Origin of the sequence: Burkholderia sp. BCC0419 (assembly GCF_902830285.1) — a bacterium.
GTDB lineage: Bacteria > Pseudomonadota > Gammaproteobacteria > Burkholderiales > Burkholderiaceae > Burkholderia.
The window spans coordinates 323316-346420 of record NZ_CADESR010000003.1; the positions used below are offsets into that span (position 1 = coordinate 323316).

Here is a 23105-nt window from a genome sequence, read left to right on the forward strand (position 1 = left end):
ATCCGAGGACATCCATGCAGACCTTCGTTCACGAGGAAGGGCGGTTGCCACACGCACTCGCGGCGGATATCGGGCGCTATCGGCGCCGTGTGTTCGTCGAGCAGCTCGGTTGGGCGCTCCCATCGGCGAACGAAAGTTTCGAGCGTGACCAGTTCGATCGCGACGATACCGTCTACGTGTTCGCGCGAAACGCCGCCGGCGACATGTGCGGATGTGCGCGCCTGCTGCCGACGACGCGCCCGTATCTGCTGAAGTCGCTGTTCGCCGACCTGGTCGCCGAGGACATGCCGCTGCCGCAATCGGCCGCCGTCTGGGAGTTGTCCCGATTCGCGGCGACCGACGACGAAGGCGGGGCGGGCAACGCCGAATGGGCGGTGCGCCCGATGCTCGCGGCCGTCGTCGAATGCGCGGCGCAGCTCGGCGCGCGGCAGTTGATCGGCGTGACGTTCGCGAGCATGGAGCGGCTGTTCCGCCGGATCGGCATACACGCGCACCGCGCAGGCCCGCCGAAGCAGGTAGACGGACGTCTGGTGGTCGCGTGCTGGATCGACATCGATCCGCAAACGTTTGCTGCGCTAGGAATCGAGCCGGGGCAGGCCACCCGGCAAGCTATCGCCGCCTGAGCCGGAACGCACGTTTCCGTCCGGGTGGAATCGTAACGAAGGAGAACCAACGTGGACCAGTCCCAGGTCTTTCGCGCGATGATGCCCGGGTTGACGAGCGCCGGCGGCGCCCGCATCGCGGTCGCCTATCCGTCGTTTCCCAGGCCGTTGCCGCTCGTGCGGCTCGATCGCCGCGGGCTCGTGTTTCGTGCCGCCGGCGCCGCGCCGCTCGTGTGCGGGCTGCCGCGCCCGGCCACCCTGCTGGTCGCGGACGAGCCGCTGTGCTCGCTGCGCCTCGTGATCCGCGATATCGCCGCGATCGGCGACGGCCGGCACGACCTGACGATGCAGCCGTCCGGCGCCGCCGGCGACGAATTGCTGTGGCACGCATTGCGCGATCGAGAGCCGTACCGGCGGATTCGGCATCCGCTCGCGCCGGTCGATCTGCCCGTCGCCATCGACCGCGAACCGCATGCGGCGGCCGGCGAAACCCCCGCGCGCCCGTCGCGCAGCGCGGCTTTCCGCCTGCCCTGCCACAGCGACGCGCTGTTCTTCGCGGACTGGCTCGAATATCACTTCGACGAACTGCGCGCACTGTCGCAACAGCACGGGCCGCAACTGCAGCTCAATCAGCTCGAACGACAGGTTGACGATGACGAGGTCGGCGTGCGTTTCGTCTACGACATCGACGGGCATGCGACGCGGCACGCATTGACCGACTGCGCGCGCGAGGCGTGTGCATGGATCGAGACGGAGATGCGCAGCAAATATGCGCTGCCGGTCGCGCAAGAGCGGTTCGGCGGGTTCGCGGCGCATGCACGGGCCGCCTGCATGTAAATGAGGCCAGGCCGCGCGCGGCCACCAGGCGGGCTGCGCGGCGGCAAGTTGTGCGGATACAACGAGGGCTTGCAAGCGTCCGGGTTTTCCCTTAAATTTACGTCTGTCTCCTCCATGTCTCCAAACATGGATTCAGCCCGCTCAAGCAGCGGGCTTTTTTATTGCCGGCGCGGATTTCGGGGCCATATCATTTTCCGCTCCCGCTAGCCTGCCGGACGCACGCCGGCCGGGCGTAGCCAGTAGTGATGCACCGCAAATATCAGCGCGACCGCCACGACCACTATCAGCAGCAGGTACAACCAGCCCTTCCTGGTCGACGGCAGGTCCGCCAGGGCGCCGACGTCGCCCGTCAGCGCCGCCAACGCGACCATTGCCAGCCCGGCCAGTACCAACGTCCCCTTTGCCACCCATCCGAAAGCGGCCTCCAGTCCGGCCGCCCATCGCGACTGACGATAAGGTCCGGCAACCGGCCGACGCAGATCGGGCTTACCCATTCGTCACCTCCCGCCCGGCATGCGCGTATCCGCGCGTCGTGCGGCAGGCGCTGCCGAACGCATGCATTCGAAGGTCTTGCTGACGAGTGGCCGCTGCGACGCGGGGTGCCCACACAGGATCGAGAAGTGTCATGTTTTTTCTTTCGCGAAACGAGGCTCGACAATTCGATCCGTTTGGCCGAGCCGAATCGATATCGTTCGATACGGCGAGTATCGCCGGAAACACGATTCGCTTGCCTCGCTCAATCCGGATCGGCCGGCTTATCATTGACCGGCCCGCCACTTCCCGCCGAGGCCATCTTGCACGCCCATCTGCGCATTGCCCGCCCGGTCAGCAACCTCGCCCGCACCGAGCGCATGTATCGCGACGCCCTCGACTTGTCGGTCCTCGCGCGCTTCGAGGATCACGACGGCTTTTCCGGCGTGATCCTCGGACGCGAAGGCCTCGACCATCACTTCGAGTTCACGCACTGCCCCGACCATCCGATCGCGCCGTCACCGACGCCCGAGGACCTGATCGTGTTCTACCTGCCCGATCGTCCGGAATGGGAAGCGGCCTGCGAGCGCGCGACCGCACACGGCTTCATGCCGGTGACGTCGTTCAATCCGTACTGGGAAATATCAGGCCAGACCTTCGAGGATGCCGACGGCTACCGGATCGTGTTGCAGAACGGCACGTGGCGCTGACAGGCAGATACGCGTGAGCCGTTGCACGCCGGCGTGGCTACCCGGGCGATAGCGCATCCGCCGATCGCCGACGATGCAGCGTCAGGCGGTCGATATCGATTCGACGGCGTGATCGTCACGGGAGTACGGAACGGACGGACGCGGGTGCAACGCAGCTGACGTCACGAACCCGGAACCGGAACGAATGAGAGGGAGGAAATCGCGATCGTCGCTTGTACCCGCAACGATCGGAAGAACAGATGACGAGAAACGGGCGCCGGCGCGCCCACTCCAGTTACTCGTTTTCTTCGAAGTAATGCCCGAACTTCGTCTGCTTCGTGCGGATATAACGCTCGTTTTCCTCGCGCACGGGCACCGCGAGCGCCACGCGCTCGCAGACGGGAATACCGTGCTTCACGAGCGTATCGAACTTCTTCGGATTGTTGCTCATCAGCCGCACCGACGTCACGCCGAGGATGCGCAGGATCGCGGCGGCCGAATCGTATTCGCGAGCATCATCGGGCAGCCCGAGATCGAGGTTCGCCTCGACGGTATCGCGCCCCTGCTCCTGCAACGCGTAGGCGCGGATCTTGTTGCTCAGGCCGATGCCGCGGCCTTCGTGGCCGCGCAGATACAGCAGCACGCCGCGGTCTTCGGCCGCGATGTAACGCAATGCGAGATCGAGTTGCTCGCCGCAATCGCAGCGGTACGAGCCGAACACGTCACCGGTCAGGCATTCGGAATGCAGCCGGGTCAGCACGGACTGCTCGCCTGTCATGTCGCCCATCACGAGCGCGAGATGTTCGGCATCGCTGCCCGATACGCGAAATGCGTATGACGTGAACGTACCGTAGCGCGTAGGCAGCGACGCTGTGGCGACGAGCGTCACGCACTCGTCGGCCTGGCCATTGCCCGGCGTGGGCGATTGGGGACGCGAAGACATCATGAATTCAATCGAAACGTTCAGGAATGTAGGAGTTGTGTGGATGGTGCGTGACGGGAGTTTACCGCTAATCTGGAAACGTCACGCGACTGCCGCCGCCCGCCCGGCTATACTGGGCTCACCGGGTGACGCGCATCACGTCCCGCCTGCCCTGCATCGACCTGCATACGGAGAAAGCGAATGAGCACGACTGTCGCGCAGATTCTCAAGGCCAAGCCGGATTCGGGCCGCACCATCTACACCGTCACGAAGACCGATCTCGTCTACGACGCCATCAAGCTGATGGCGGAAAAGGGCATCGGTGCACTACTCGTCGTGGACGGCGACGACATCGCGGGCATCGTCACCGAGCGCGACTACGCGCGCAAGATCGTCCTGCAGGACCGCTCGTCGAAAGCCACCCGCGTCGAGGAAATCATGACGGCGAAGGTCCGCTACGTCGAACCGTCGCAATCCACCGACGAGTGCATGGCGCTGATGACCGAGCACCGGATGCGCCACTTGCCCGTGCTCGACGACGGCAAGCTGGTCGGCCTCATCTCGATCGGCGACCTCGTGAAGAGCGTGATTGCCGATCAGCAATTCACGATCAGCCAGCTCGAACACTATATCCACGGCACGCCTAACGTCACGTCCGTCTGATCCGCCCCAGCGAAAAAGGCCCAAACGCATCAGCGTCTGGGCGGAAAGCCGCCGGCGTGCGGCGACGGAGGTTCTGCTCCTGCGGGCGAACGGCGCGCGCGACTGGCGCGCGTCTCGTCAATTCAGCGGTGCACTCGGGCAGACCCGCGGGGTGTTCAATCAGTTACCGAAGTAGACCGAATTCACGGGATTCGGCGCTTCGCGCGTCACGCGGCGGCCGCCTTGCGCGGCACCCGTCGCCACGGCACCGTAGCCGCTCGTATCGGCTTGCGCGAGCATCGGCTGGTTCGGCTGGATACGCTGCTCGGCGGCCTGGATGTCGCTCGGATATTGCGAATCGCTCGCCAGCGGCTTGTAGCCGTTCTGCTCGAGTTGCACGAGGTCGGCCTTGACCTGAGCGCGGGTCAACCCCTGCTCGGACTGCGCGAACGATGCAATCGGAGCGGCAAGGACGGATGCGGCAATGGCTGCGTAGATGATCGACTTCATGATTTACCTCCGGAATATGTTCTCTTTTGACGTCGCCTCGGCACGACTTGTCTGAAGCGATTGAATTCAGTGTAGTGCCCGCCATTCCAAGGGGAAACCCTTAGTTTGAATATACAGCGTTGCATTTTTGGAAAATATCGCCCACTGTTTCCGGACAGGGTCGCTGCCACTTGCTTCATCTACACAACAATCGCTGACGAAACGCCAACAGTCGGATCACATGTCCGGAAGGTTGTGTTGTAGAATCGTAAGGTTTTATTCGCCAGTCGATATTCCATCCACCATGTACGCGCTCACGCCCCTTTCGGTTTCGCCGTCCGGCCCGGCCGGCGTGCGCGCGCGCGCCGGCCAGCCGGCGCATCCCCTCGTTCGACGCACGGCCCAGGCGCCGCTCGCCCCTGCCCGGCGCCTGATCTGACCGCTCGGTCTCCACCCGGAGCCAGGTTAGACAGGCTCCGGGCGATCCTCATAGGCACGCCACGCCTGCCCCCTGCCGATCATTTGGAGAACCACCATGAAACAACGCCTTTACCAGCTGACCGAACTCGACGTCGCTCGCCTCGAAAAGCACGCCGAGCACAACCCGCGCTTCCAGACGATGCTCGACACGCTGCTCGAACGCGCCGATATCGTCCAGCCCGACGCCATCAAGGCGAACGTCGTCACGATGAACTCGCAAATCACGCTGCTCGACGAAGCGACCCAGGAACAGGCCACCTGGACGATTGTTTATCCGGATGCCGCCAACCTCGAACTCGGACGCCTGAACGTCTTCTCGCCCGTCGGCATGGCGCTGCTGGGCACGCAACGCGGCCAGATGGTCAAGGTGATGCAGCCGAGCGGCGCCGAAAAGCTGATGAAGGTCGCCGCGATCGTGTTCCAGCCGGAAGCCAACGGCGAATACACGCGCTGAGCCACCGGCCGGCCAGCGCCGCGCCATACGGACGCAAAACGAAAAAAGCGAGGCACAGGCCTCGCTTTTTTGCATCCGGACGATCCGGATTATCGTCATCGCCTTCTGCACACGAAAAAAAGGCGCCCGAAGGCGCCTTTTCGATGCTGCGGAGCGGGTTACCCCGCCCGTCACGCTTAGAAGCGGTGACGCAGACCAACCGTTGCTGCGGTTTGGTTGATCGACGAGCTCGGCAGGTTGTCGTTGAAGCTGTTGCCGTTGTAGATCGACGCGCCGATGCCGTTCTTCGCTGCACGCTGGTACACAGCTTGTGCGTAGACGTCCGTGCGCTTCGACAGTGCGTAGTCAGCTTGCAGGCCGAACTGGTTCCAGTGCGTGCTGCCGTTGTTGATCTTCGCGTTCGTGTACGTGTAAGCAGCACCCAGGCCGAGAGCCGGCGTCAGGTTGTACTTTGCGTTGACTTCGTAGTTGTCGGTGCGCAGCGTGCCCAGACCAACTGCGTTGTTGTCGAGACGTGCTTGCGTCCATGCAGCGCCGACTTGTGCCGGGCCGAATGCGTAGCCAGCAGCAGCACCGTACGTGCGGACACGGCCTTGGTTAGCGATGCCACCGATCGCCGACGACGTTGCGCCGTTTGCGTTCGTACCGTCACCCAGGTTCGCTTGCGAGTATGCAGCAGCCAGCTTCAGACCTTGGAACTGGTATGCAGCACCTGCGCTGTACGCACGGTTGTTGCCGAAGTTCGTGTTGTTCGAGAACGAGTACGTGCCGCCGAATTGCAGGCCAGCGTAGTTCGCGCTCGTGAACTTGATGGTGTTGTTCTGTGCGACATCACCGTTCGTGCTCAGACGGTCGAGGTTCAGCGGGTGCGCGAAGTACGTGCCGCCCCACGAGCCCGTTGCCGTCAGCGGCGCCAGGTAGTCTTGCGTTGCGTCATACTGCTTACCCAGCGTGACCGTGCCGTACTGGCTCGACAGGCCAACGAAAGCCTGGCGGTTGAACATGCCGCCGTTGCCGTTTGCGAAGCGGCCGTTACCGATGTTGAAGCCGCTTTCCAACGTGAAGATTGCCTTCAGGCCGCCACCCAGGTCTTCCGAGCCACGCAGGCCGAAACGGCTCTGGTCAATGCCCGAACCCATCGCCCAACGCGACTTGCCAGCTTGGCCGAGTGCCGGCTGGACGTTGCTCGTGTAGGTGATGCCTGCGTCCAGCACGCCGTACAGCGTGACGCTGCTTTGCGCGTGAGCGACGGTAGCGAACGATGCTGCAGCTGCTGCAACGATCAGAGTCTTGTTCATTCGTGGAGCTCCCTTCTAAAAAGAGGCAGGTCTCGCGACCTTGTTCATAAACGGTCTTCAACCGCCCGGGAGCGCCATCGGTCCTGCTGGCGGCGCCCGGATAGTTGCCCGTTTGGGAACCGTGAGTTTAGGGGTGTACCCTAGGGGAGCGATCCGCAAATAAAGAAATAAGCTTTTCCAGAACTAGAAATAATGAAAGTGGGGCCGCGTCATAAGTATTTGTTTTAACGTTTGTTTTTGACTTCTTGACGAGGTCTTTTTGAAGGCTTTCATCGCACCATTCTTACATGTCATCGTCTTGACGGTTGCATAGAAACAACAAACGGATTCGGTTCGGCACCCCAAATCGGTAATTCCTACCCGATTCGATCTCAAATATTGGCCGTCCCGCATCTACAACGTCCCCGTCGACCGTAAACAGCAAGCGACGCCCGTGCCCCGGCGAGATCCCGTCAGCCGCCAGAAAGGGAAAGGCGGCTCGCGCCTGCCGTGACACTCGGTAACAGCCTTGACCGTCCGCGTAACCCGGCGGGCGTCCCGGCAGGCTAATGTAAGGCGGCCTCGAATCCAGAACAGGAACCGCCATGAATCGACGCTCGCTGCTGCGCGCCATCGGATTGACCGCCGCCTTCGTCGGCACCGGCTGGCTGCGCGCCGCCTCGGCCCAGCCCACCCCGCCCGTGTACCGGCCGTCCGGCCCGAACCGCGTTCCCGGCGGGCCGCCCTATGCGGATCGCCCCGGCTTCGCGCCGCCGGCGGCACGCCACGACCGTCGCCCGCCCCCACCCCGGCCGCACGGCTATATATGGACGGACGGCTACTGGCGCTGGCAGCGCGGCCGCTATATCTGGGTGTCCGGCCGCTGGGTCGCACGGCGCCCCGGACGCCGCTGGGTGCCCGGCTACTGGCGCCGCCAAGGGCCGGTGTGGGTCTACGTCGACGGTTCGTGGCGGTGAGCAGCGACTCGGCTCCGGCCGATGAAGGTCCGGAGCCGAGCCGCGCGCGAGAGCCGGCGCCGTCCGCGCCACGGCAGCCGTGCTGCGGTCAACATATCGTCCGGTCGCAGTTCCAATGACATCGTTCGGATAACGAAGTCACGCGATGGCGATGCGAATGCATCCGGCCATGTCTCAACCCGTCGCGCTCGTCTGCCGCATACCGTCAGCCAACGGATCGATGCGCGCACCACGCTCAGCGCTCGCCCGCATCCAGCTCCCGCGCACAACGGCGCGCCGCGCAGATCGCGCGATGGTGTTCGTCGGCCCACCGGATCATCGCCTGCATCGGCGTCAGGAACGAACGCCCGAGGTCGGTCAACGCGTATTCGACACGCGGCGGCACTTCGGCGAACAGCGTGCGACTGACGAAGCCGTCCTGTTCGAGCCGCTTCAGCGTACGCGACAGCATCTGGTTCGACACATCGCCGATCGTACGGCCGAGCTCGTTGAAGCGCATCGTTCTGCCGGCCAGCGCCTCGAGCACGAGCAGGCTCCACTGGTCGCCGATGCGGTCGAGCACATCGCGGATCGGGCATGGCTGATCGAGTTCGACGGATTCGTCGGCGGGCGGGAGCGACATGGCGGGATTCTCTTTCACGGGCGATGCACGGTCACCGCGGCGTGACCTGTTCACACCGCGCTGACTTCTTGTGACGGGTTCGCGGCAACTGTACCATTCGACCGGCCCGACAGCCGCCCGGATTCGCCAGTTCAACGAAGCATGACGATGCCGCGCGGCCTCGCGCTATCGGTAGCGGCAAACTCATCGTCTCGTCGGCGAATCCTTCATGCCGATACGGCGTGCATGTCGCGGCTACGCCTCCACCCGCGCGCCGGTCGGCGCGACCCGCGCAACCCGCAGTCGCGCTCGCATATCCATCCACGACTCGTCAGACAAGGAAAACGCTACATGTCATCGTCCCGCTCCCCCGTTCGCGCCGTTGCTGCATTCGTTTTGCTGGCCGCATCGACGACTGCGCTGGCCGCCGGCCCGGCTACGCGCAACCTGGCCGCCGAGGAAGCCAACCGCCAGCTCGTGCTGACGTTCTACGACCGCTTCTTCAACCGGCACGAAGCAGTCGAGGCCGCCGCCGTCGTCGCGGACGACTACAAACAGCACAACCCGCGCGTGCCGGACGGCAAGAAGCCGTTCGTGTCGTACTTCGTCGGCGCGTTCCAGAAGAACCCGGCGTCGCGCGCGCGCATCGTCCGCAGCACGGCCGACGGCGATCTCGTCTATCTGCACGTGCATGCGACCGAGCGTCCAGGCGATCGCGGCGAAGCGGTGGTCGACATCTTCCGCGTGAAGGACGGCAAGATCGTCGAACACTGGGACGTGATCCAGCCGGTACCCGAAACGTCCGCGAATCGAAACACGATGTTCTGATGCACGCGGCCGGCGCGCGGCACGTTCGCGCCAACCCGCGTGATCGAAACGTGCTGCCGCGGCGAAACCGTGTACGCCGGGCCGGGCCGACTGATGCGCGAACCCGGCCGCCGTCACGCGACGCCGAGCGCCAGCACCTGCTCGGTCGTCAGCACGTCGCCGAACGTGTCCGACAGCGCGGCCAGCGTCGCACGATGGAGGTCGCGATGCGGCACCGTGCCGCCGTCCGCGACGTCGAGGTCGCGCGTCGCACAGGCATCGTCGACGACGATCACCGCATAGCCGAGCGGCACCGCATCGCGGGCCGCGCCGGCCACGCACGCATGCGTCATCAGGCCGGTGACGATCAGCGTGTCGATGCCGGCCGCCTTCAGCCGCGCATCGAGGTCCGTCGTCGGGAATACGCTCACCGACGTTTTCTTCACGACCGCGTGATGGAGCGCCGGCTGCAGGTCCGCATGAAAGCGGAAGCCGTCGCTGCCGTCGGCGAAGATCGGGCTGTCGGCCGTATCGACGTGCTGGACGTGAAACACCGGAATGCCCGCGCGGTCGGCAAGCGCGATCACGCGCTGCGCATTGCCCAGCGCACGCGGCCCGTCCGGAATCGGCAGGCGGCCGCTGAAGTATTCGTTCTGGAAATCGATCACCAGCAGCGGTGCGGCCGGCGGCGATCGACGTCGGCGCGCGCGCGCCGGCCAGGGTACGGATGGTCGGATGTTGCATGGAATGCTCTCTCGGTTGGCACATTGACGGAACGGCGCGCCGGGTCTGCCGGCGCCGCCGCACGCGGCCCGGAACCTCCCCGGCCGCGACGCGCCAGTGTCGGGCCGCGCGGCATGACGCGACAGCGGCGCGCGGGACAACGTCCGACAGGATCGGGCCAACGTGCGTGTGCGCCGCCTACGACAGCACGGCCGTTCGCGCGCCCGGCCGCGTGCGGCCGTACGCGACCATCATCGCGAAGCTGAGCAGGAAACCCGCGCCGCCGATCAGCAACAGTCCAATTTCGCCGAATACGGGCAGCAGGTTCGTCAGCGCGCCCGTCACGACCCACGCGACCGCCATCACCGAGCCCGCGACGCCGAGCGCCCAGCCCTGCCGATCGTCGCTGACGGCATCGGAGAACGCCGTATACATCGTCGTGTACGCAACCATGTCGAAGCAGCCGACGACCATCGCGAGCGCCCACAGCACCGGTTCGTGCGGAAACAGCGCGGACAGGATCTGGCCAACGCCGGCCACGAGCAGGCCCGTCTTCGCGATATCGATCACGCGCCACACGCGCAGCATCAGCCGCACGACGCACAACAGGCCGAACACGAAGCAGATGCCGATCACGCCGCTGAACAGCCCGAGCCGCGCGCTCGTATAGCCGAATTTCGCCTGCAACAGCAGCATGATGGTCTGCAGGTAGAGCCCGTAGCCGACCTGCATCAGGAAGAACACCACCGACAGGAACGCGACATTGCGCTGCCGCGCGGCCTCCAGGATGATCCGCAGCGGCAGCAGCGGATCGATGCGCGTATCGCCGCGCGGCGCGGCGGAATCGCGATACGACGCCCAGGTCCAGCACGCGCAGATCAGCGACAGCGCGGCGACCAGCACGAACGGCGTGCCGTAGTCGAACAGCGGCGAGATCGTCCGGTCGGACGTGACGCCGCCGAGCACCGGGCCGACGATCACGCCCGCGCTGAACGCGAGCGACATGATGCTCATGTTGTACGCCTTCGTGTCGGGCGTGCTGAGATCGGTGATGGCCGCCTGCGCGATGCCCTGGCAGCCGGCCATCAGGCCGGTGAGCCCGCGGCCGGCCAGCAGCAGCGCGACGCTGGCATGCCACGCGCCGGCCGCCATCATCGCGTAGCCGACCGCGAGGCCGAGCACGCACAGCAGCAGGATCCGGCGGCGGCCGTAGCGATCGGACAGCTCGCCCATCAGCGACGAGCCGAAGAACATGCACAGCGGGTAGATTCCGTAGCCGAGGCCGAGATAGAAATTGCGCGCGTGCGCGCCGGCGTCGGTCGGCAGGATGCCCGCATGCGGATCGCTGAAGATCGCGGACATCATCGGATAAACGAGCCCGAACCCCATCGCGTCGAGCGCGATGGCGAGCAGGCAGGGGCCGAGCAGTTTGTAGTCGAGCCGGGACATGGCGACCTTCCGGACAGAGTGGATGATCGCCCAAGCGTAATGACCGGGCGGCCGCCGCGGTAGGCCGCCGGCCGCGATGCTAAGCATCGGCTCGCGCAATACCCTGCATGCGGCCCGCGCCGATGGATCGCCGTCCCGGCCGTGCGGCCGCTACTTGGCGCTCAGCGGCTCGCGCTGAAACTGTCGGCGCGCGACCACGCACGGCGCGCCGTCGTGCATGAACACGCTGGCGAGCAGCCCGAACGACGCCGCGAACAGCACGTACCACGCGGGCGCGACGGGCGACCCGCTCGCACGCGTCAGCCACGTGACGATGAACGGCGCGAAGCCGCCGAACACCATCACCGCGACGTTGTAGGCCAGCGCGATGCCGGTCGAGCGCGAACGGGTCGCGAACTGCTCGGCCAGCGTGGTCGGCGCGGGGCCGTAGCAGATGCCGATGATCGCGCAGATCACGAGTTGCATCATAAGCAGGCGCCCGATGCCTGGCGCCGCGGCCAGCCACGAGAACAGCGGATACGTGACCGTCAGCAGCGCGAACGTGCCCGCGATCAGGACCGGCCGTCGGCCGACGCGATCGGAGACGATCGCCGCGACGGGTATCGTCACCGTCAGCAGCGCGACTGCCGCCATCTGCACCTTGAACACCTGGTCGAGCGGCAGCCCGAAGGTCTTGTGCACGAACGTCGGCATGTTCACCAGCATCACGTAGAACACGGCCGTGCCGGTGATCGTCTGCCCCATCGACACCAGCACGCCGCGCAGGTTGTCGCGCAGCACGCGCGACACGCTCGCCGGCGGCTCGAGCGTCGACTTGCTCGCGTCGAGAAATGCCTCCGTCTCCTCCATGTGCCGGCGGATCCACAGCCCCACCGGACCGATCAGCAACCCGAGCGCGAACGGCACGCGCCAGCCCCAGCTGTGCAGCGCCGCATCCGACAGCGACTGCGTGGCCCACGCGCCCATCGCGGCGCCCGAGAACACCGCGAGGCACTGGCCGATCAGTTGCCACGATCCGTACAGCCCGCGCCGGTTCGCGGGTGCGCTTTCGACGAGAAACGCGGTCGCGCTCGCGTATTCGCCGCCGGTGGCGAAACCCTGCAGCAGCCGCGCGACGACGATCACGACCGGCGCCGCCGGGCCGATCGCCGCGTACGGTGGCGCGAACGTGATCAGCGCGATCGACAGCGTCATCAGCAGGATGATGAGCTGCATCGCAGCCTTGCGACCCTTGCGGTCCGCATAGAGGCCGAGCAGGATGCCGCCTACCGGACGCATGAAGAAGCCGACGCCGAACGTCGCGAGCGACATCAGCAGCGACGCATACTGGCTCTCGGCGGGAAAGAACAGCCGCGCGATGATACCGGAGAAGAAACCGTAGACGATGAAGTCGTACCACTCGAGGGTATTGCCGACGACGGCGGCGATCACCTGCCGCTGTCGCGAATTCCGACGTGAGTCGCGCATGCTTGTCTCCTGCAGTCTCGTGGTGCCGCGCCGCATGCGTGCCGTCTTCGGTCGCGGGCATGGGCGACCGGGCCGTTCGCATCGCCGCCGATACGGGACAAGTACGACGGACCCTCCCGGCCCATGCACGATCGGCGTGAATCGATCATAGGGATGCCGCAAACCCGCATCAATCAATGCCCACGGCAGATGATTAGCCTGAGATTAAATGTTGTTTCCGCAGGCTTCGCCGCGCGAAAACCCCGGCAATCCGCGCATTGTTGCGGCCGCGGTTCTGCGGCAGAATCGTCGGCCGCCCTTCCCGTCTTCCGCATCATGCGCAACCGCATCAACGAAGAGATCACGTTCCGCAAGCTCGAAGTGCTGCTCGCGTTCATGGAAGCCGGCAGCCTCGCGAAGGCGGCCGAGGCGCTGGGCATCAGCACGGTCAGCGTGCATCGTGCGCTGCATACGCTCGAGGAAGGGATGCACTGCGCGCTGTTCCGCCACGAAGGGCGGAACCTGATGCCGACCGACGCCGCACAGGTGCTCGCCGAAGTCGCGGGCGAAGTGCTCAAGACGATGACGGACGGGATCCGTTCGACGCGCGAGGCGGCCGGCTACGGCGCGGGCCAGTTGAAGATCGGCTCGCTGTATTCGCTGACGATCCGCACCGTGCCCGAGGTCGTAATCGCGCTGAAGGCGCGCCGCCCCGATTTGCAGGCCGAACTCGTGCTCGGCTCGAACGCCGACCTGCTCGACAAGCTCAGGCACGGCGCGATCGACGCCACGCTGATGGCGTTGCCCGAACCGGACGCCGAGATCGAATCGATCGCGCTGTTCGAGGACGAGATGTTCTTCGCCGCGCCGATTGATTCGCCGTATGCGCAATGCGATGCGGTCGATCTCCACGCGTGCGGCGCCGAGCCGTTCGTGTCGCTCGGCGAAGGCTTCGCGACGCACCACGGTTTCACGGAGGCGTTCCGCGCGGCCGGCGTCACGCCGAACGTCGTGATGCGGGTGGGCGACATCTTCTCGCTGATCAACCTCGTGTCGGGCGGCGTCGGCTGCTCGCTGCTGCCCGGCCGCGTGCGCGACCTGTTCGCGCACCGGATCGCGCTCGTGCCGCTCGCCGGAGCAACGATCCGTCAGACCTTCGGCCTGAGCTTCCTGCATCGCCGCGAGCGAGACCCGAACCTGCTCGCGCTCGCGACCGTCTGCCGGCTGACGGTCAAGGGGCCGAACGCGCGGTAACGCGTCGAGCGCTTCGCCCGCTTTTCAGCTCGCGCGCGCATCGCGTCGGGGCACCGCACCACACGACTCCGCACGCCGCCGCATGCGGCGTTCTCGTCCGTTTCGGTGGCACGAAGCGCGCGCTTTGTTGCGATCATGGGCCATGCGGCGCGGGCGATGCGATGTCAGTGCGCCGCCTCGGCCGTCGGCGTGCGGCACGCGATCAGGCCCCGCTGAACGGCCGGCCGCGCGGCGATCTCGGCAAGCCAGCGCTCGACGTGCGGAAAGCCGGCAATGTCGAGATCGAGCTCGGCCGCCGTGCGCAGCCACGCAAACGCCGCAATGACGGCGATCGAATATCGCGACGACGCGAGATACGCCGATTCCGACAAGCGGCCGTTCACGACCCCGTAGAGACGCAGCGCCTCCTTCCGGTAGCGGTCGATCGCTTCCGCATTGCCCGTCTTCGAGGCGCGCAGGAACCACCACAGCTGGCCGAGCATCGGCCCGATCCCGCCAATCTGGAAATGCAGCCATTGCTGGACCGCCGTGCGCTCGGCCTGCGTTTCAGGCTGCAGGCAGCCCGTCTTCGCGGCGAGATAGCCGAGGATCGCGCCGGATTCGAAGACGGCGAGCCCCGTGTCGTGGTCGACGATAGCCGGGATCTTGCCGTTCGGATTGATCGCGAGATACGCCGGGCTGCGCTGCTCGCCGGCGGACAGGTTCACCTGCACGCGATCGTGGGCAAGCCCGGCCTCTTCCAGGTAGATCGCGATCTTGTGTCCGTTCGGCGTGTCGGCCGTATAGAACGTGAGGGAGTGCGTCGAGGTCATGTCGGTCCTTGTCATCGGGTTATCGTTGCAACTGCAATCGTTGCAATTGCAATCCTATGCCGAAAACGATAGCGCCTGCGACATGTCAGTACTCGAAGGAGGGATATGCAGACTGCGCGACCCGGTTCGCCCGTGCGGACGCCCGATACCCGCCGGGCCGCAGCAGCCCGCCTCGAACGGCCGACGACGCGTCGGCTCACGCCGCAAGGCCGCGCGGCGTTTCCGCTCGACGTTCGACGCGCGGCGCGCGGCCGCTCCGTGTGCCGGATACCGTTACTTCGCGTCGGCCGCCGCGTCGCGCGCTGCGGCGGTCGCGCGGTCGAGCCCGGCGGTCATCGCCGCCCGCTCCTTGCCGGTGAACTGGTCGAGAAACAGCTCGGCGACCGTCGACTGGTACACCTTCCACATCTTTTTGCGCAGCGTCCGGCCCTTGTCGGTGATGCTCGCGAACGCGGCGCGGCCGTCATCCGCCGAACGCGTGCGCGTGACGAGCCCCTCCTGTTCGAGCCGGTCGACGAGCCGCGTCAGGTTGTAACGCTCGAGCGCGAGCACGTCGGCCAGTTCGTGCATGCGGCGCGTGCCGTCGGGTCCGCTTTCGAGCCCCCACAGCGCGTCGTACCACGCGTACGCGGGCAGGCGGGCCGCCGCGAGGCGACGCTCGATCTCGCGAATCATCGTCCGGTGTGCGCGGACGAACGAGAACCACAGATCGGGTTCGGTTGCATTCATGTCAGGTCGTTCCTCTCGCTTAATTGCAGTTGCAATTAAATTTTACCGCGAGAGCGATGGCCTGTTCATGCGATTGCAATTACCGCCATCTTGCCCGCCGATCGGCGAGCATTTCGTCGCGCGACGCGGCGCCACGACCGCCGCGCCGCACGGCTCGCACTACTTCCCCGACTGCGCGAGCGAGCCTTCCATGCCCTGCCCCGTGCCCGACGGCCAGCCGCCCGCGAGCGCCTTGTACAGCGCGACCGTCGACGCCGCGCTGCGCATCCGCCCGTCCGCCGCCGCATCCTGCGCCTGCAGCAGCGTCCGCTGCGCGTCGAGCACTTCGTAGTAGTCGATCGCGCCGGCCGAGAAGCGGGCCTGCGCGAGCTGCGCGGCGCGTGCGCTGTCGTCGGCCGCGCGCACGAGGTGCGCGGTCTCGTCTCGCGTGCGGGCAACACGCAGCAGCGCGCTCTCGGTTTCCTCCAGCGCGCCGAGTACGGTCTGCCGGTACTGCGCAAGCTGGCCGGCCGCTTCCGCGTCGCTCGCGGCGATCCGTGCACGCACACGGCCGACGTCGAGGAACGACCAGTCGATGCCGAGCGCGATCAGGTTCGTGTCGCTGCCCGCGCGGAAGAACCCGTAGCTGCTCGTCGCGCTGCCGAGCAGCCCCGACAGCGTGAAGCGCGGGAACAGGTCGGCGGTCGCGACGCCGACACGCGCGGTCGCCGCATGCAGCCGCGCTTCGGCGGCCGCGACATCGGGGCGGCGGCGCAGCAGGTCACCCGGCGTGCCGGGATCGATGTCGGTCGCGAGCGCCGGCAGCGGGACAGGCGTGCCCGTCGGCGCGGCCGTCTTCGGCAGGTCGAACCGGCCGATCAGCGCATCCGGCGTCTGCCCGGTCAACACCGCGAGCCGATGCTCGTCGACACCGATCGCGGCTTCGTACACGGCGATCCGCGATGTCGTCGATTCGTACTGCGCGCGTGCTCGCGCCGCATCGAGTTCGGAGCCTCGTCCCGCGCCGACGCGCGCATTGATCAGCGCGAGCGTCTGCTTCTGGTTGTCGGCGTTCTCGCGGGCGATCCGCAACCGCTCCTGAGAACCGCGCAGATCGACGTACGTACTCGCGACCTCCCCCGCGATCGCGACGCGCACCGCGCGTACGTCGGCCGCGCTGGCCGCCGTTTCCGCGCGCTGCGACTCGATCGAGCGGCGCACGCGGCCGAACAGGTCGAGTTCCCACGCGGCATTGATGCCGACGCTCGACGTCGGCGCATCGCGCTGGCTGCGCGGCGCGCCGAACGCCTGATCCTTGCTCATCAACTGATGGCCGATCTGGCCGCTCGCGGTGATCGTCGGATAGCGGTCGAAAGTCGCCTGCGACAGCAGCGCGTTCGACACGTCGTAGCGCGACACGGCGACCTGTAAATCCTGGTTTGCTGCGAGCGCCGCATCGATCAACTGCGTCAGCGCCGGATCGCCGAACCCGCGCCAGAACGTGGCATCGGCGTCGGCCGACGCGTCGGGCGGCGTATCGGGCTGTGTATCGGCCGGCACCGCATCGCGCTGCGTCGCCGGGTGGGCGTCGCGTGCGAACCGCGCGGCGGTGGCCGAGTCGGGCCGCTTGAAATCGGGGCCGACCGCGCATGCAGCGAGCGTCACCGACATCGCGAGCGCGGAAAGACGGAAAGCGGCGCTCATCGGTTTTCTCCTTCGAGGGTGCCGTGCTGTTCGCTCCAGACGGCCGGCGTGCCGCCCGCGAGCTTGCGGATCGCCACGTAGAACACGGGCGTCAGGAACAGCCCGAACAGCGTGACGCCCAGCATCCCGGCGAACACGGTGACGCCGGTGGCCGCCCGCACTTCGCTGCCCGCGCCGCTGCCGATCAGCAGCGGCACCGAGCCCGCGATGAACGCGACCGACGTCATCACGATCGGACGCAGCCGCAGCTTGCACGCTTCGAGCGCCGCTTCGACCGCGCCCTTGCCCTGGATCTCGAGCTCGCGCGCGAATTCGACGATCAGGATTGCGTTCTTGCATGCGAGCCCCATCAGCACGACCAGGCCGACCTGCACGAACACGTTGTTGTCGCCGCCGGACAGCCACACGCCGAACAGCGCCGCACACATGCACACGGGCACGATCAGGATCACCGCGAGCGGCAGCGTCCAGCTCTCGTACAGCGACGCGAGCACCAGGAACACGAGCATCACGGCCAGCGGGAATACGACGATCGCCGCGTTGCTCTGCGTGACCTGCTGGTAGCTGAGGTCGGTCCATTCGAGCGTGATGCCGGGCGGCAGCACGTCCTTCGCGATCTGCTGGAGCTTCGCGATCGCCTGCGACGACGACATCATCTTCGGATCGGCGTCGCCGATCAGGTCCGCTGCCGGATAGCCGTTGTAGCGGACGACCGGGTCGGGGCCGTACGCAGGCCCGACCGTCACCATCGAGCCGATCGGCACCATCTCGCCCTTCGCGTTGCGCGTGCGCAGGTTCGCGATGTCGGCGGCCGTCTGCCGATGGCCGGCATCCGCTTGCGCCATCACGCGATACACGCGGCCGAACACGTTGAAGTCGTTCACGTACATCGAGCCGAGATAGACCTGCAACGTATTGAACAGATCGGTCAGCGCGACGCCCTGCGCCTTCGCCTTCAGCCGGTCGACCTTCACCTCGAGCTGCGGGATGTTCGCCTGGTACGAGCTGACGGGATAGCTCATCCCCGGCGTCTTCGCGACCGCGGCCTGGAACGCGGCGAGCGCCTTCTGCAATTCGCCGTAGCCGAGCCCGCCGCGATCCTCGAGGTACAGCGAGTAGCCGGAGCCATTGCCGAGGCCCTGGATCGGCGGCGGCATCAGCGCATAAGTGATGCCGCCGCCGATCGCCGCGAAGCGCGCGTTCAGGTCCGCGTTGATCTGCGCGGCGCTGCGATGACGCTGGTCGAACGGCTTCAGGATCACGTACGAGTTCGTGATGTTCGGCGTGTTCACACCCTGCAGCGCATTCAGCCCCGCGAACGCCGGCACCATCTCGACGCCGTCGGTGCCGAGCGCGATCTTCGTCATCTGCTCGGTCACCGCGCTGGTGCGTGCGAGCGACGCGCCTTCCGGCAGCTTCGCGCCCGCGAACAGGTACAGCTTGTCCTGCACGGGGATGAAGCCGCCCGGCACCGCGTTGAACAGCAGCGCGGTCGCCGCGAGCAGCGCCGCATAGACCGCGAACACCACGCCGCGCCGCTTCAGCGTGCGACCGACGATGCCATGATAGCGATCGGAACTGCGCTCGAAGAAGCGGTTGAACGGATGGAACAGCCAGCCGAATGCGCGATCGAGCGCACGCGTCAACGCATCCTTCGGCGCGCCGTGCGGACGCAGCAGCTTCGCGGCGAGCGCGGGCGACAGGGTCAACGAATTGATCGCGGAGATCACCGTCGAGATCGCGATCGTCACCGCGAACTGCCGGTAGAACTGGCCCGTGACGCCCGACATGAACGCCATCGGCACGAATACCGCGCACAGCACGAGCGCGATCGCGACGATCGGCCCCGACACCTCGCGCATCGCCTGGTGCGCGGCATCGCGCGGGCTCAGCCCCCGAGCGATGTTGCGCTCGACGTTCTCGACGACGACGATCGCATCGTCGACGACGATCCCGATCGCGAGCACGAGCCCGAACAGCGTCAGCGTGTTGATCGAGTAACCGAGCAGATGGAGGAACGCGAACGTGCCGACCACCGACACCGGCACCGCGACGAGCGGAATGATCGACGCGCGCCACGTTTGCAGGAACAGGATCACGACGAGCACGACCAGCACGACGGCCTCGATCAGCGTGTGCTGCACCGCGCGGATCGATTCGCGCACGAACACCGTCGGGTCCCACACGGGACGGTACGCGACGCCGGGCGGGAAGCGCTTCGACAGCTCGTCGAGCTTCGCATACACGGCCTTCGCGACGTCGAGCGCATTCGCGCCCGGCGACAGGAAGATGCCGACCACGGCCGAATGCTTGTCGTTGAAATACGAGCGCAGCGTGTAGTCGCCCGCGCCGAGCTCGATGCGCGCGACGTCGGACAGCTTCACGACCTGCCCGTCATCGCCGTTGCGCAGCACGATGTCGCTGAATTCCTGCACCGTGCGCAGGCGGCCGCGCACGTTGATCGACACGAGGAAGTCGTTTTTCTTCGGCGACGGTTCCGCGCCGAGCTGACCGGCCGATACCTGCACGTTCTGCTCGCGCACGGCCGCGATCACGTCGCTCGCGGTCAGCCCGCGCGACGCGAGCCGGTTCGGGTCGAGCCACAGCCGCATCGCGTAGTCGCCGGAGCCGTACACGCCGACGTCCCCGATGCCGGTGAGCCGCGACAATTCGTCCTTCACGTGCAGCGTCAGGTAGTTGCGCAGGTACAGCGAATCGCGGCTGTTGTCCGGCGAATAGAGGCTCACGTACATCAGCGGCGTGGGTGACTGCTTCTGCGTGGTCACGCCGTACTGGCGCACCTCGTCGGGCAGGCGCGACAGCGCCTGGCTCACGCGGTTCTGCACACGCACGGCGGCCGTGTCGGGATCGACGCCCTGCAGGAACGTCACGACGACCTGCAGGCTGCCGTCCGAGCCGGCGACCGACTTCATGTACATGATGCCTTCGACGCCGTTGATCGCCTCTTCCAGCGGTTCGGCCACCGACTCGGCGATTTCCTTCGGGTTCGCGCCCGGGTACGTTGCGCGCACGACGACGCTCGGCGGCACGACTTCCGGATATTCGCCGGCCGGCAGCATCGGAATCGAGATCAGGCCGATCGCGAAGATGACGATCGACAGCACGACCGCGAAGATCGGCCGGTCGATGAAGAATCGGGAGAAATCCATCGTATCGCTCCCGTTATCGCGCGGCGGGCGTGCCGGCATCGGCGACCGCCTGCGTCGCGCTGCCCGCATCGGCGCGCGTGGGCAGCGCCTTCGGCTTCACCTGCGCGCCCGGATAGTAGATCCGCTGCACGCCATCGATCACGACGCGGTCGCCCGCCTGCAACCCCTTCTCGACGATCCGCTCGCCGTCGAGTTCGCGGCCGATCGTCACGTCGCGGCGCAGCGCCTTGTCGCCCGGGCCGATCACGTACACGTACTTGCGGTCCTGGTCGGTCAGCACGGCCTTGTCGTCGACCAGCAATGCATCCTGGTCGCGGCCGCTGACGAGCTGCACGCGCGCATACAGGCCCGGCGTAAACGTATGGTCCGCATTCGGCAGCCGCACGCGGGCGCGGATCGTGCCGGTCTGCGGATCGAGCCGGTTGTCGAGGAAATCGACGGTGCCCGCATGCGGGAAGCCCGTCTCGTTCGCGAGGCCGATGCGCACCGGATCGGCGCCGATCGCGCGATGTGTCGGATCGGCGCGCCGCGCGTTGTAGCGCAGGTAGCTCTGCTCGTCGCAATCGAAATACACGTAGACCGGATCCTGCGACACGACGGTCGTCAGCAGCGTGTCGTCCGCGCGCGCGAGGTTGCCGGCGGTCGCGACCGCGCGGCCGACGCGGCCCGCGATCGGCGCGCGCACTTCGGTGAAACCGAGATTGAGCTTCGCGTCGGCAACGGCCGCATCGGCCGCCTGCAGGTCCGCGCGGGCCTGCTCGGCAGTAGCGCGCGCGTTGTCGAGTTCTTCCTGCGACGTCGCATGCGCATCGATCAGCGTCTGCACGCGCTTGAGCTGCACGTTCGCGAGGCTCGCGGCCGCACGGGCGCGCTGCTGCTGCGCATTTGCACGGTCGAGCGCGATCCGGTACGGGCGCGGATCGATCTCGAACAGCAACGCGCCCTGCGCGACCACGTCGCCCTCCTTGTACGCGACACGCTGCAGATAGCCGCTCACGCGCGGCCGCAGCTCGACCGCATCGACCGCTTCGACGCGTCCGTTGAATTCGTCCGCGAGGCGGACGGTACGCGGCGCGACGGTGGCGACGCCGACTTCGGGAAGCGGATGGGCCGACGATGCGCCTTTGCCGTCGTGACAACCCGACAACGCCAGCAACAGGGCACAGGCGGCGCCCAAAGGCGGCGTCCTGCGTAAGGAAAAGGAGAGCATGATGCCTCGCGACGGGTTAAACTGCCGCGTAGCATAAAAGTTGAAGTTAACTTGAAGTCAAGCTTTCCCGGAGGGCGTCATGGGTATCCAGGAAACCCCGCAATGGCCGCTGATGTCGATCCGCGAAGTAGCCGCGCGCAGCGGCGTGCCGGCGTCGACGCTGCGCTTCTACGAGATGCGCGGGTTGATCAAGTCGCATCGCAACGGCTCGAGCCATCGCCACTATTCGCGTGCGGTGCTGCGGCTGATCGCGTTCATCGTGTTCGCGCAGAAGATCGGTTATTCGCTCGATGAAATCGCCGAACAGCTCGTCAGCCTGCCCGAGGACACCGCGCCGAGCAACAAGGACTGGCAGCGGCTGTCACGCGGCTGGAAGCAGCGCGTCGCGAGCCGGATCGAGGAGCTGCAGCGGCTCTACATCAATCTCGACGAATGCATCGGCTGCGGCTGCCTGTCGCTGAAACGCTGCAAGCTGACCAACCCGGAAGACCGCGCGGGCCGCAACGGGCCCGGCGCGCGGCGCTGGCTCGGCGACAAGCCGCCGACCGATTCCGAATGACGCGCCGGCCGGGCTGGCGCGGCGTCACCCGACGCGCCAGCCGCCGTTTACCGCGATCGTCGCGCCCGTGACGAACGACGCGCGCGGCCCGGCGAGCCAGGCGACCGCGTCCGCGACGTCGTCCGGCTGCCCGGCGCGGCCGGCCGGCGTCTGCTCGCGGATCGTCGCCGCGATGGCCGGCGCGACCCCGCTGTCGCCGAAGAAACGCGTGTCGGCGATATAGCCGGGCGCGACCGTATTGACCGTCGCACCGCGCGGCCCGAGTTCGCGTGCCAGCGCGACGGTGAAGCCTTCGACGCCGGCCTTCGCGGCCGCATACGCGAGGCCGCCCGGCAACAGGCTGCCGGCACGTGCCGCGATCGAACCGATGTTGACGATTCGCGCGGCGTGGTCGGCCAGGTGCGGCAGCACGGCCATCGTCGTCAGGAACAGGCTTTTCAGGTTCGCATGGAGCACCGCGTCCCATACCGACTCGGCCTCCGCCGCTTCGGTATCCGCGCCGACGCGCCCGGTCAGCCCCGCGTTGTTGACCAGCACGTCGATGCGCGGCCAGCGCGCGACGATCGCGGCGATGGCCGCTTCCGCGTCGCGCCGCACGCCCAGGTCGCCGGCCTGCCCGATCGCCGCGCCGCCCAGACGCTCGACGGCCGCCTCCAGCCTTTGCCGGTCGCGCCCGACGATCGCGACGCGATACCCGTCCTGCACCAGCCGGCGCGCGATCGCTAAGCCGATCCCGCTCGACCCGCCCGTGACGATCGCCGTTCGCTGCTGTTCGTTGCCCGTCATGACCTGCCCTCCTTTCCTCGGTGTTGACGATTGGTG

At 66.7% G+C, this 23105-nt stretch carries 22 protein-coding genes and 1 pseudogene; 9 read left to right on the forward strand and 14 right to left on the reverse strand.

All coding sequences use genetic code 11. From position 1 onward, the window contains the following. The first annotated feature begins 14 nt into the window (after window positions 1-14). Together HWW87_RS19720 and HWW87_RS19725 are read left to right on the forward strand one after the other, a co-directional pair. On the forward strand, window positions 15-623 hold the full coding sequence (locus HWW87_RS19720; protein ID WP_175821749.1) for an acyl-homoserine-lactone synthase: 609 nt from the start codon (window positions 15-17) through the stop codon (window positions 621-623). Window positions 624-674: 51 nt separating this feature from the next. Beyond that, entirely contained in the window at window positions 675-1439 is a 765-nt protein-coding gene (locus tag HWW87_RS19725) for a hypothetical protein (RefSeq protein ID WP_175821750.1), read from the forward strand. 203 nt (window positions 1440-1642) lie between these two features. Here the strand turns inward: HWW87_RS19725 and HWW87_RS19730 are convergent, their stop codons facing one another. After that, a complete protein-coding gene (locus HWW87_RS19730; protein ID WP_175821751.1) occupies window positions 1643-1933 on the reverse strand; it encodes a hypothetical protein in 291 nt (96 codons plus the stop codon). Between the two features lie 300 nt (window positions 1934-2233). On the opposite strand from HWW87_RS19730, the gene HWW87_RS19735 reads away from it, so the two are divergent. Continuing rightward, window positions 2234-2620, forward strand: coding sequence for a VOC family protein (locus tag HWW87_RS19735; protein ID WP_175821752.1), 387 nt, complete (start codon window positions 2234-2236; stop codon window positions 2618-2620). A 274-nt stretch (window positions 2621-2894) separates the two neighbouring features. Here HWW87_RS19735 and ribA read toward each other — a convergent pair whose 3' ends face one another. Further along, window positions 2895-3545 (reverse strand): GTP cyclohydrolase II, encoded by a 651-nt coding sequence (gene ribA / locus HWW87_RS19740; protein WP_175821753.1) that lies wholly within the window; start codon window positions 3543-3545, stop codon window positions 2895-2897. A gap of 177 nt (window positions 3546-3722) precedes the next feature. Here ribA and HWW87_RS19745 point away from each other — a divergent pair, with 177 nt between their 5' ends. After that, the gene (locus HWW87_RS19745; protein ID WP_174431480.1) at window positions 3723-4184 is read left to right on the forward strand and encodes a CBS domain-containing protein; all 462 of its coding nucleotides are present in this window, start codon (window positions 3723-3725) and stop codon (window positions 4182-4184) included. Between the two features lie 159 nt (window positions 4185-4343). On the opposite strand, the gene HWW87_RS19750 is transcribed toward HWW87_RS19745, so the two are convergent. Next, window positions 4344-4673, reverse strand: coding sequence for a DUF4148 domain-containing protein (locus HWW87_RS19750; RefSeq protein WP_174387856.1), 330 nt, complete (start codon window positions 4671-4673; stop codon window positions 4344-4346). A gap of 514 nt (window positions 4674-5187) precedes the next feature. Between HWW87_RS19750 and HWW87_RS19755 the strand changes: the two genes are divergently transcribed. After that, a complete protein-coding gene (locus HWW87_RS19755) occupies window positions 5188-5586 on the forward strand; it encodes a GreA/GreB family elongation factor (RefSeq protein ID WP_006486027.1) in 399 nt (132 codons plus the stop codon). A 176-nt stretch (window positions 5587-5762) separates the two neighbouring features. On the opposite strand, the gene HWW87_RS19760 is transcribed toward HWW87_RS19755, so the two are convergent. Next, on the reverse strand, window positions 5763-6884 hold the full coding sequence (locus HWW87_RS19760; protein ID WP_175821754.1) for a porin: 1122 nt from the start codon (window positions 6882-6884) through the stop codon (window positions 5763-5765). A gap of 584 nt (window positions 6885-7468) precedes the next feature. On the opposite strand from HWW87_RS19760, the gene HWW87_RS19765 reads away from it, so the two are divergent. Continuing rightward, the gene (locus HWW87_RS19765; protein WP_175821755.1) at window positions 7469-7840 is read left to right on the forward strand and encodes a YXWGXW repeat-containing protein; all 372 of its coding nucleotides are present in this window, start codon (window positions 7469-7471) and stop codon (window positions 7838-7840) included. A 235-nt stretch (window positions 7841-8075) separates the two neighbouring features. On the opposite strand, the gene HWW87_RS19770 is transcribed toward HWW87_RS19765, so the two are convergent. Next, a complete protein-coding gene (locus tag HWW87_RS19770; protein ID WP_175821756.1) occupies window positions 8076-8462 on the reverse strand; it encodes a helix-turn-helix domain-containing protein in 387 nt (128 codons plus the stop codon). Between the two features lie 330 nt (window positions 8463-8792). Here HWW87_RS19770 and HWW87_RS19775 point away from each other — a divergent pair, with 330 nt between their 5' ends. Beyond that, on the forward strand, window positions 8793-9269 hold the full coding sequence (locus tag HWW87_RS19775) for a nuclear transport factor 2 family protein (protein WP_175821757.1): 477 nt from the start codon (window positions 8793-8795) through the stop codon (window positions 9267-9269). Window positions 9270-9382: 113 nt separating this feature from the next. Here HWW87_RS19775 and HWW87_RS19780 read toward each other — a convergent pair. From HWW87_RS19780 to HWW87_RS19790, 3 genes and pseudogenes are all read right to left on the reverse strand, one after another. Continuing rightward, a pseudogene (locus HWW87_RS19780) lies at window positions 9383-9992 on the reverse strand (cysteine hydrolase family protein). 177 nt (window positions 9993-10169) lie between these two features. After that, window positions 10170-11420 (reverse strand): MFS transporter, encoded by a 1251-nt coding sequence (locus tag HWW87_RS19785; protein ID WP_175821758.1) that lies wholly within the window; start codon window positions 11418-11420, stop codon window positions 10170-10172. Between the two features lie 150 nt (window positions 11421-11570). Then, a complete protein-coding gene (locus HWW87_RS19790; RefSeq protein WP_175821759.1) occupies window positions 11571-12887 on the reverse strand; it encodes an MFS transporter in 1317 nt (438 codons plus the stop codon). A 315-nt stretch (window positions 12888-13202) separates the two neighbouring features. On the opposite strand from HWW87_RS19790, the gene HWW87_RS19795 reads away from it, so the two are divergent. Beyond that, entirely contained in the window at window positions 13203-14120 is a 918-nt protein-coding gene (locus HWW87_RS19795; RefSeq protein ID WP_175821760.1) for a LysR family transcriptional regulator, read from the forward strand. Between the two features lie 164 nt (window positions 14121-14284). On the opposite strand, the gene HWW87_RS19800 is transcribed toward HWW87_RS19795, so the two are convergent. The 5 genes from HWW87_RS19800 to HWW87_RS19820 form a co-directional block, all read right to left on the reverse strand. Beyond that, on the reverse strand, window positions 14285-14932 hold the full coding sequence (locus HWW87_RS19800) for a glutathione binding-like protein (protein ID WP_175822115.1): 648 nt from the start codon (window positions 14930-14932) through the stop codon (window positions 14285-14287). Window positions 14933-15205: 273 nt separating this feature from the next. Then, window positions 15206-15661: a MarR family transcriptional regulator gene (locus tag HWW87_RS19805; RefSeq protein WP_175821761.1), complete on the reverse strand. Its 456-nt coding sequence runs from the start codon at window positions 15659-15661 to the stop codon at window positions 15206-15208. A gap of 159 nt (window positions 15662-15820) precedes the next feature. After that, complete coding sequence (locus HWW87_RS19810) at window positions 15821-17344, reverse strand: efflux transporter outer membrane subunit (RefSeq protein WP_175821762.1); 1524 nt, start codon at window positions 17342-17344, stop codon at window positions 15821-15823. Beyond that, window positions 17341-20514 carry a multidrug efflux RND transporter permease subunit gene (locus HWW87_RS19815; protein ID WP_175821763.1) on the reverse strand — a complete coding sequence of 1058 codons (3174 nt, stop codon included), beginning with the start codon at window positions 20512-20514 and terminating at the stop codon, window positions 17341-17343. Before HWW87_RS19815 ends, HWW87_RS19810 begins: the two co-directional genes overlap by 4 nt. A gap of 13 nt (window positions 20515-20527) precedes the next feature. Then, the gene (locus HWW87_RS19820; protein ID WP_175821764.1) at window positions 20528-21724 is read right to left on the reverse strand and encodes an efflux RND transporter periplasmic adaptor subunit; all 1197 of its coding nucleotides are present in this window, start codon (window positions 21722-21724) and stop codon (window positions 20528-20530) included. A 79-nt stretch (window positions 21725-21803) separates the two neighbouring features. On the opposite strand from HWW87_RS19820, the gene soxR reads away from it, so the two are divergent. Continuing rightward, on the forward strand, window positions 21804-22283 hold the full coding sequence (gene soxR / locus HWW87_RS19825; RefSeq protein ID WP_027781019.1) for a redox-sensitive transcriptional activator SoxR: 480 nt from the start codon (window positions 21804-21806) through the stop codon (window positions 22281-22283). A 24-nt stretch (window positions 22284-22307) separates the two neighbouring features. On the opposite strand, the gene HWW87_RS19830 is transcribed toward soxR, so the two are convergent. Further along, complete coding sequence (locus HWW87_RS19830) at window positions 22308-23069, reverse strand: SDR family NAD(P)-dependent oxidoreductase (protein ID WP_175821765.1); 762 nt, start codon at window positions 23067-23069, stop codon at window positions 22308-22310. Window positions 23070-23105 lie beyond the last annotated feature (36 nt).

Excerpts from the sequence above, each read along its gene's own strand:
- HWW87_RS19720 (WP_175821749.1), top strand. The coding sequence starts at position 15 with ATGCAGACCTTCGTTCACGAGGAAGGGCGGTTGCCACACGCACTCGCG.
- HWW87_RS19730 (WP_175821751.1), bottom strand. The coding sequence starts at position 1,933 with ATGGGTAAGCCCGATCTGCGTCGGCCGGTTGCCGGACCTTATCGTCAG.
- ribA (WP_175821753.1), bottom strand. The coding sequence starts at position 3,545 with ATGATGTCTTCGCGTCCCCAATCGCCCACGCCGGGCAATGGCCAGGCC.
- HWW87_RS19745 (WP_174431480.1), top strand. The coding sequence starts at position 3,723 with ATGAGCACGACTGTCGCGCAGATTCTCAAGGCCAAGCCGGATTCGGGC.
- HWW87_RS19750 (WP_174387856.1), bottom strand. The coding sequence starts at position 4,673 with ATGAAGTCGATCATCTACGCAGCCATTGCCGCATCCGTCCTTGCCGCT.
- HWW87_RS19755 (WP_006486027.1), top strand. The coding sequence starts at position 5,188 with ATGAAACAACGCCTTTACCAGCTGACCGAACTCGACGTCGCTCGCCTC.
- HWW87_RS19760 (WP_175821754.1), bottom strand. The coding sequence starts at position 6,884 with ATGAACAAGACTCTGATCGTTGCAGCAGCTGCAGCATCGTTCGCTACC.
- HWW87_RS19765 (WP_175821755.1), top strand. The coding sequence starts at position 7,469 with ATGAATCGACGCTCGCTGCTGCGCGCCATCGGATTGACCGCCGCCTTC.
- HWW87_RS19770 (WP_175821756.1), bottom strand. The coding sequence starts at position 8,462 with ATGTCGCTCCCGCCCGCCGACGAATCCGTCGAACTCGATCAGCCATGC.
- HWW87_RS19775 (WP_175821757.1), top strand. The coding sequence starts at position 8,793 with ATGTCATCGTCCCGCTCCCCCGTTCGCGCCGTTGCTGCATTCGTTTTG.
- HWW87_RS19785 (WP_175821758.1), bottom strand. The coding sequence starts at position 11,420 with ATGTCCCGGCTCGACTACAAACTGCTCGGCCCCTGCCTGCTCGCCATC.
- HWW87_RS19790 (WP_175821759.1), bottom strand. The coding sequence starts at position 12,887 with ATGCGCGACTCACGTCGGAATTCGCGACAGCGGCAGGTGATCGCCGCC.
- HWW87_RS19795 (WP_175821760.1), top strand. The coding sequence starts at position 13,203 with ATGCGCAACCGCATCAACGAAGAGATCACGTTCCGCAAGCTCGAAGTG.
- HWW87_RS19800 (WP_175822115.1), bottom strand. The coding sequence starts at position 14,932 with ATGACCTCGACGCACTCCCTCACGTTCTATACGGCCGACACGCCGAAC.
- HWW87_RS19805 (WP_175821761.1), bottom strand. The coding sequence starts at position 15,661 with ATGAATGCAACCGAACCCGATCTGTGGTTCTCGTTCGTCCGCGCACAC.
- HWW87_RS19810 (WP_175821762.1), bottom strand. The coding sequence starts at position 17,344 with ATGAGCGCCGCTTTCCGTCTTTCCGCGCTCGCGATGTCGGTGACGCTC.
- HWW87_RS19815 (WP_175821763.1), bottom strand. The coding sequence starts at position 20,514 with ATGGATTTCTCCCGATTCTTCATCGACCGGCCGATCTTCGCGGTCGTG.
- HWW87_RS19820 (WP_175821764.1), bottom strand. The coding sequence starts at position 21,724 with ATGCTCTCCTTTTCCTTACGCAGGACGCCGCCTTTGGGCGCCGCCTGT.
- soxR (WP_027781019.1), top strand. The coding sequence starts at position 21,804 with ATGGGTATCCAGGAAACCCCGCAATGGCCGCTGATGTCGATCCGCGAA.
- HWW87_RS19830 (WP_175821765.1), bottom strand. The coding sequence starts at position 23,069 with ATGACGGGCAACGAACAGCAGCGAACGGCGATCGTCACGGGCGGGTCG.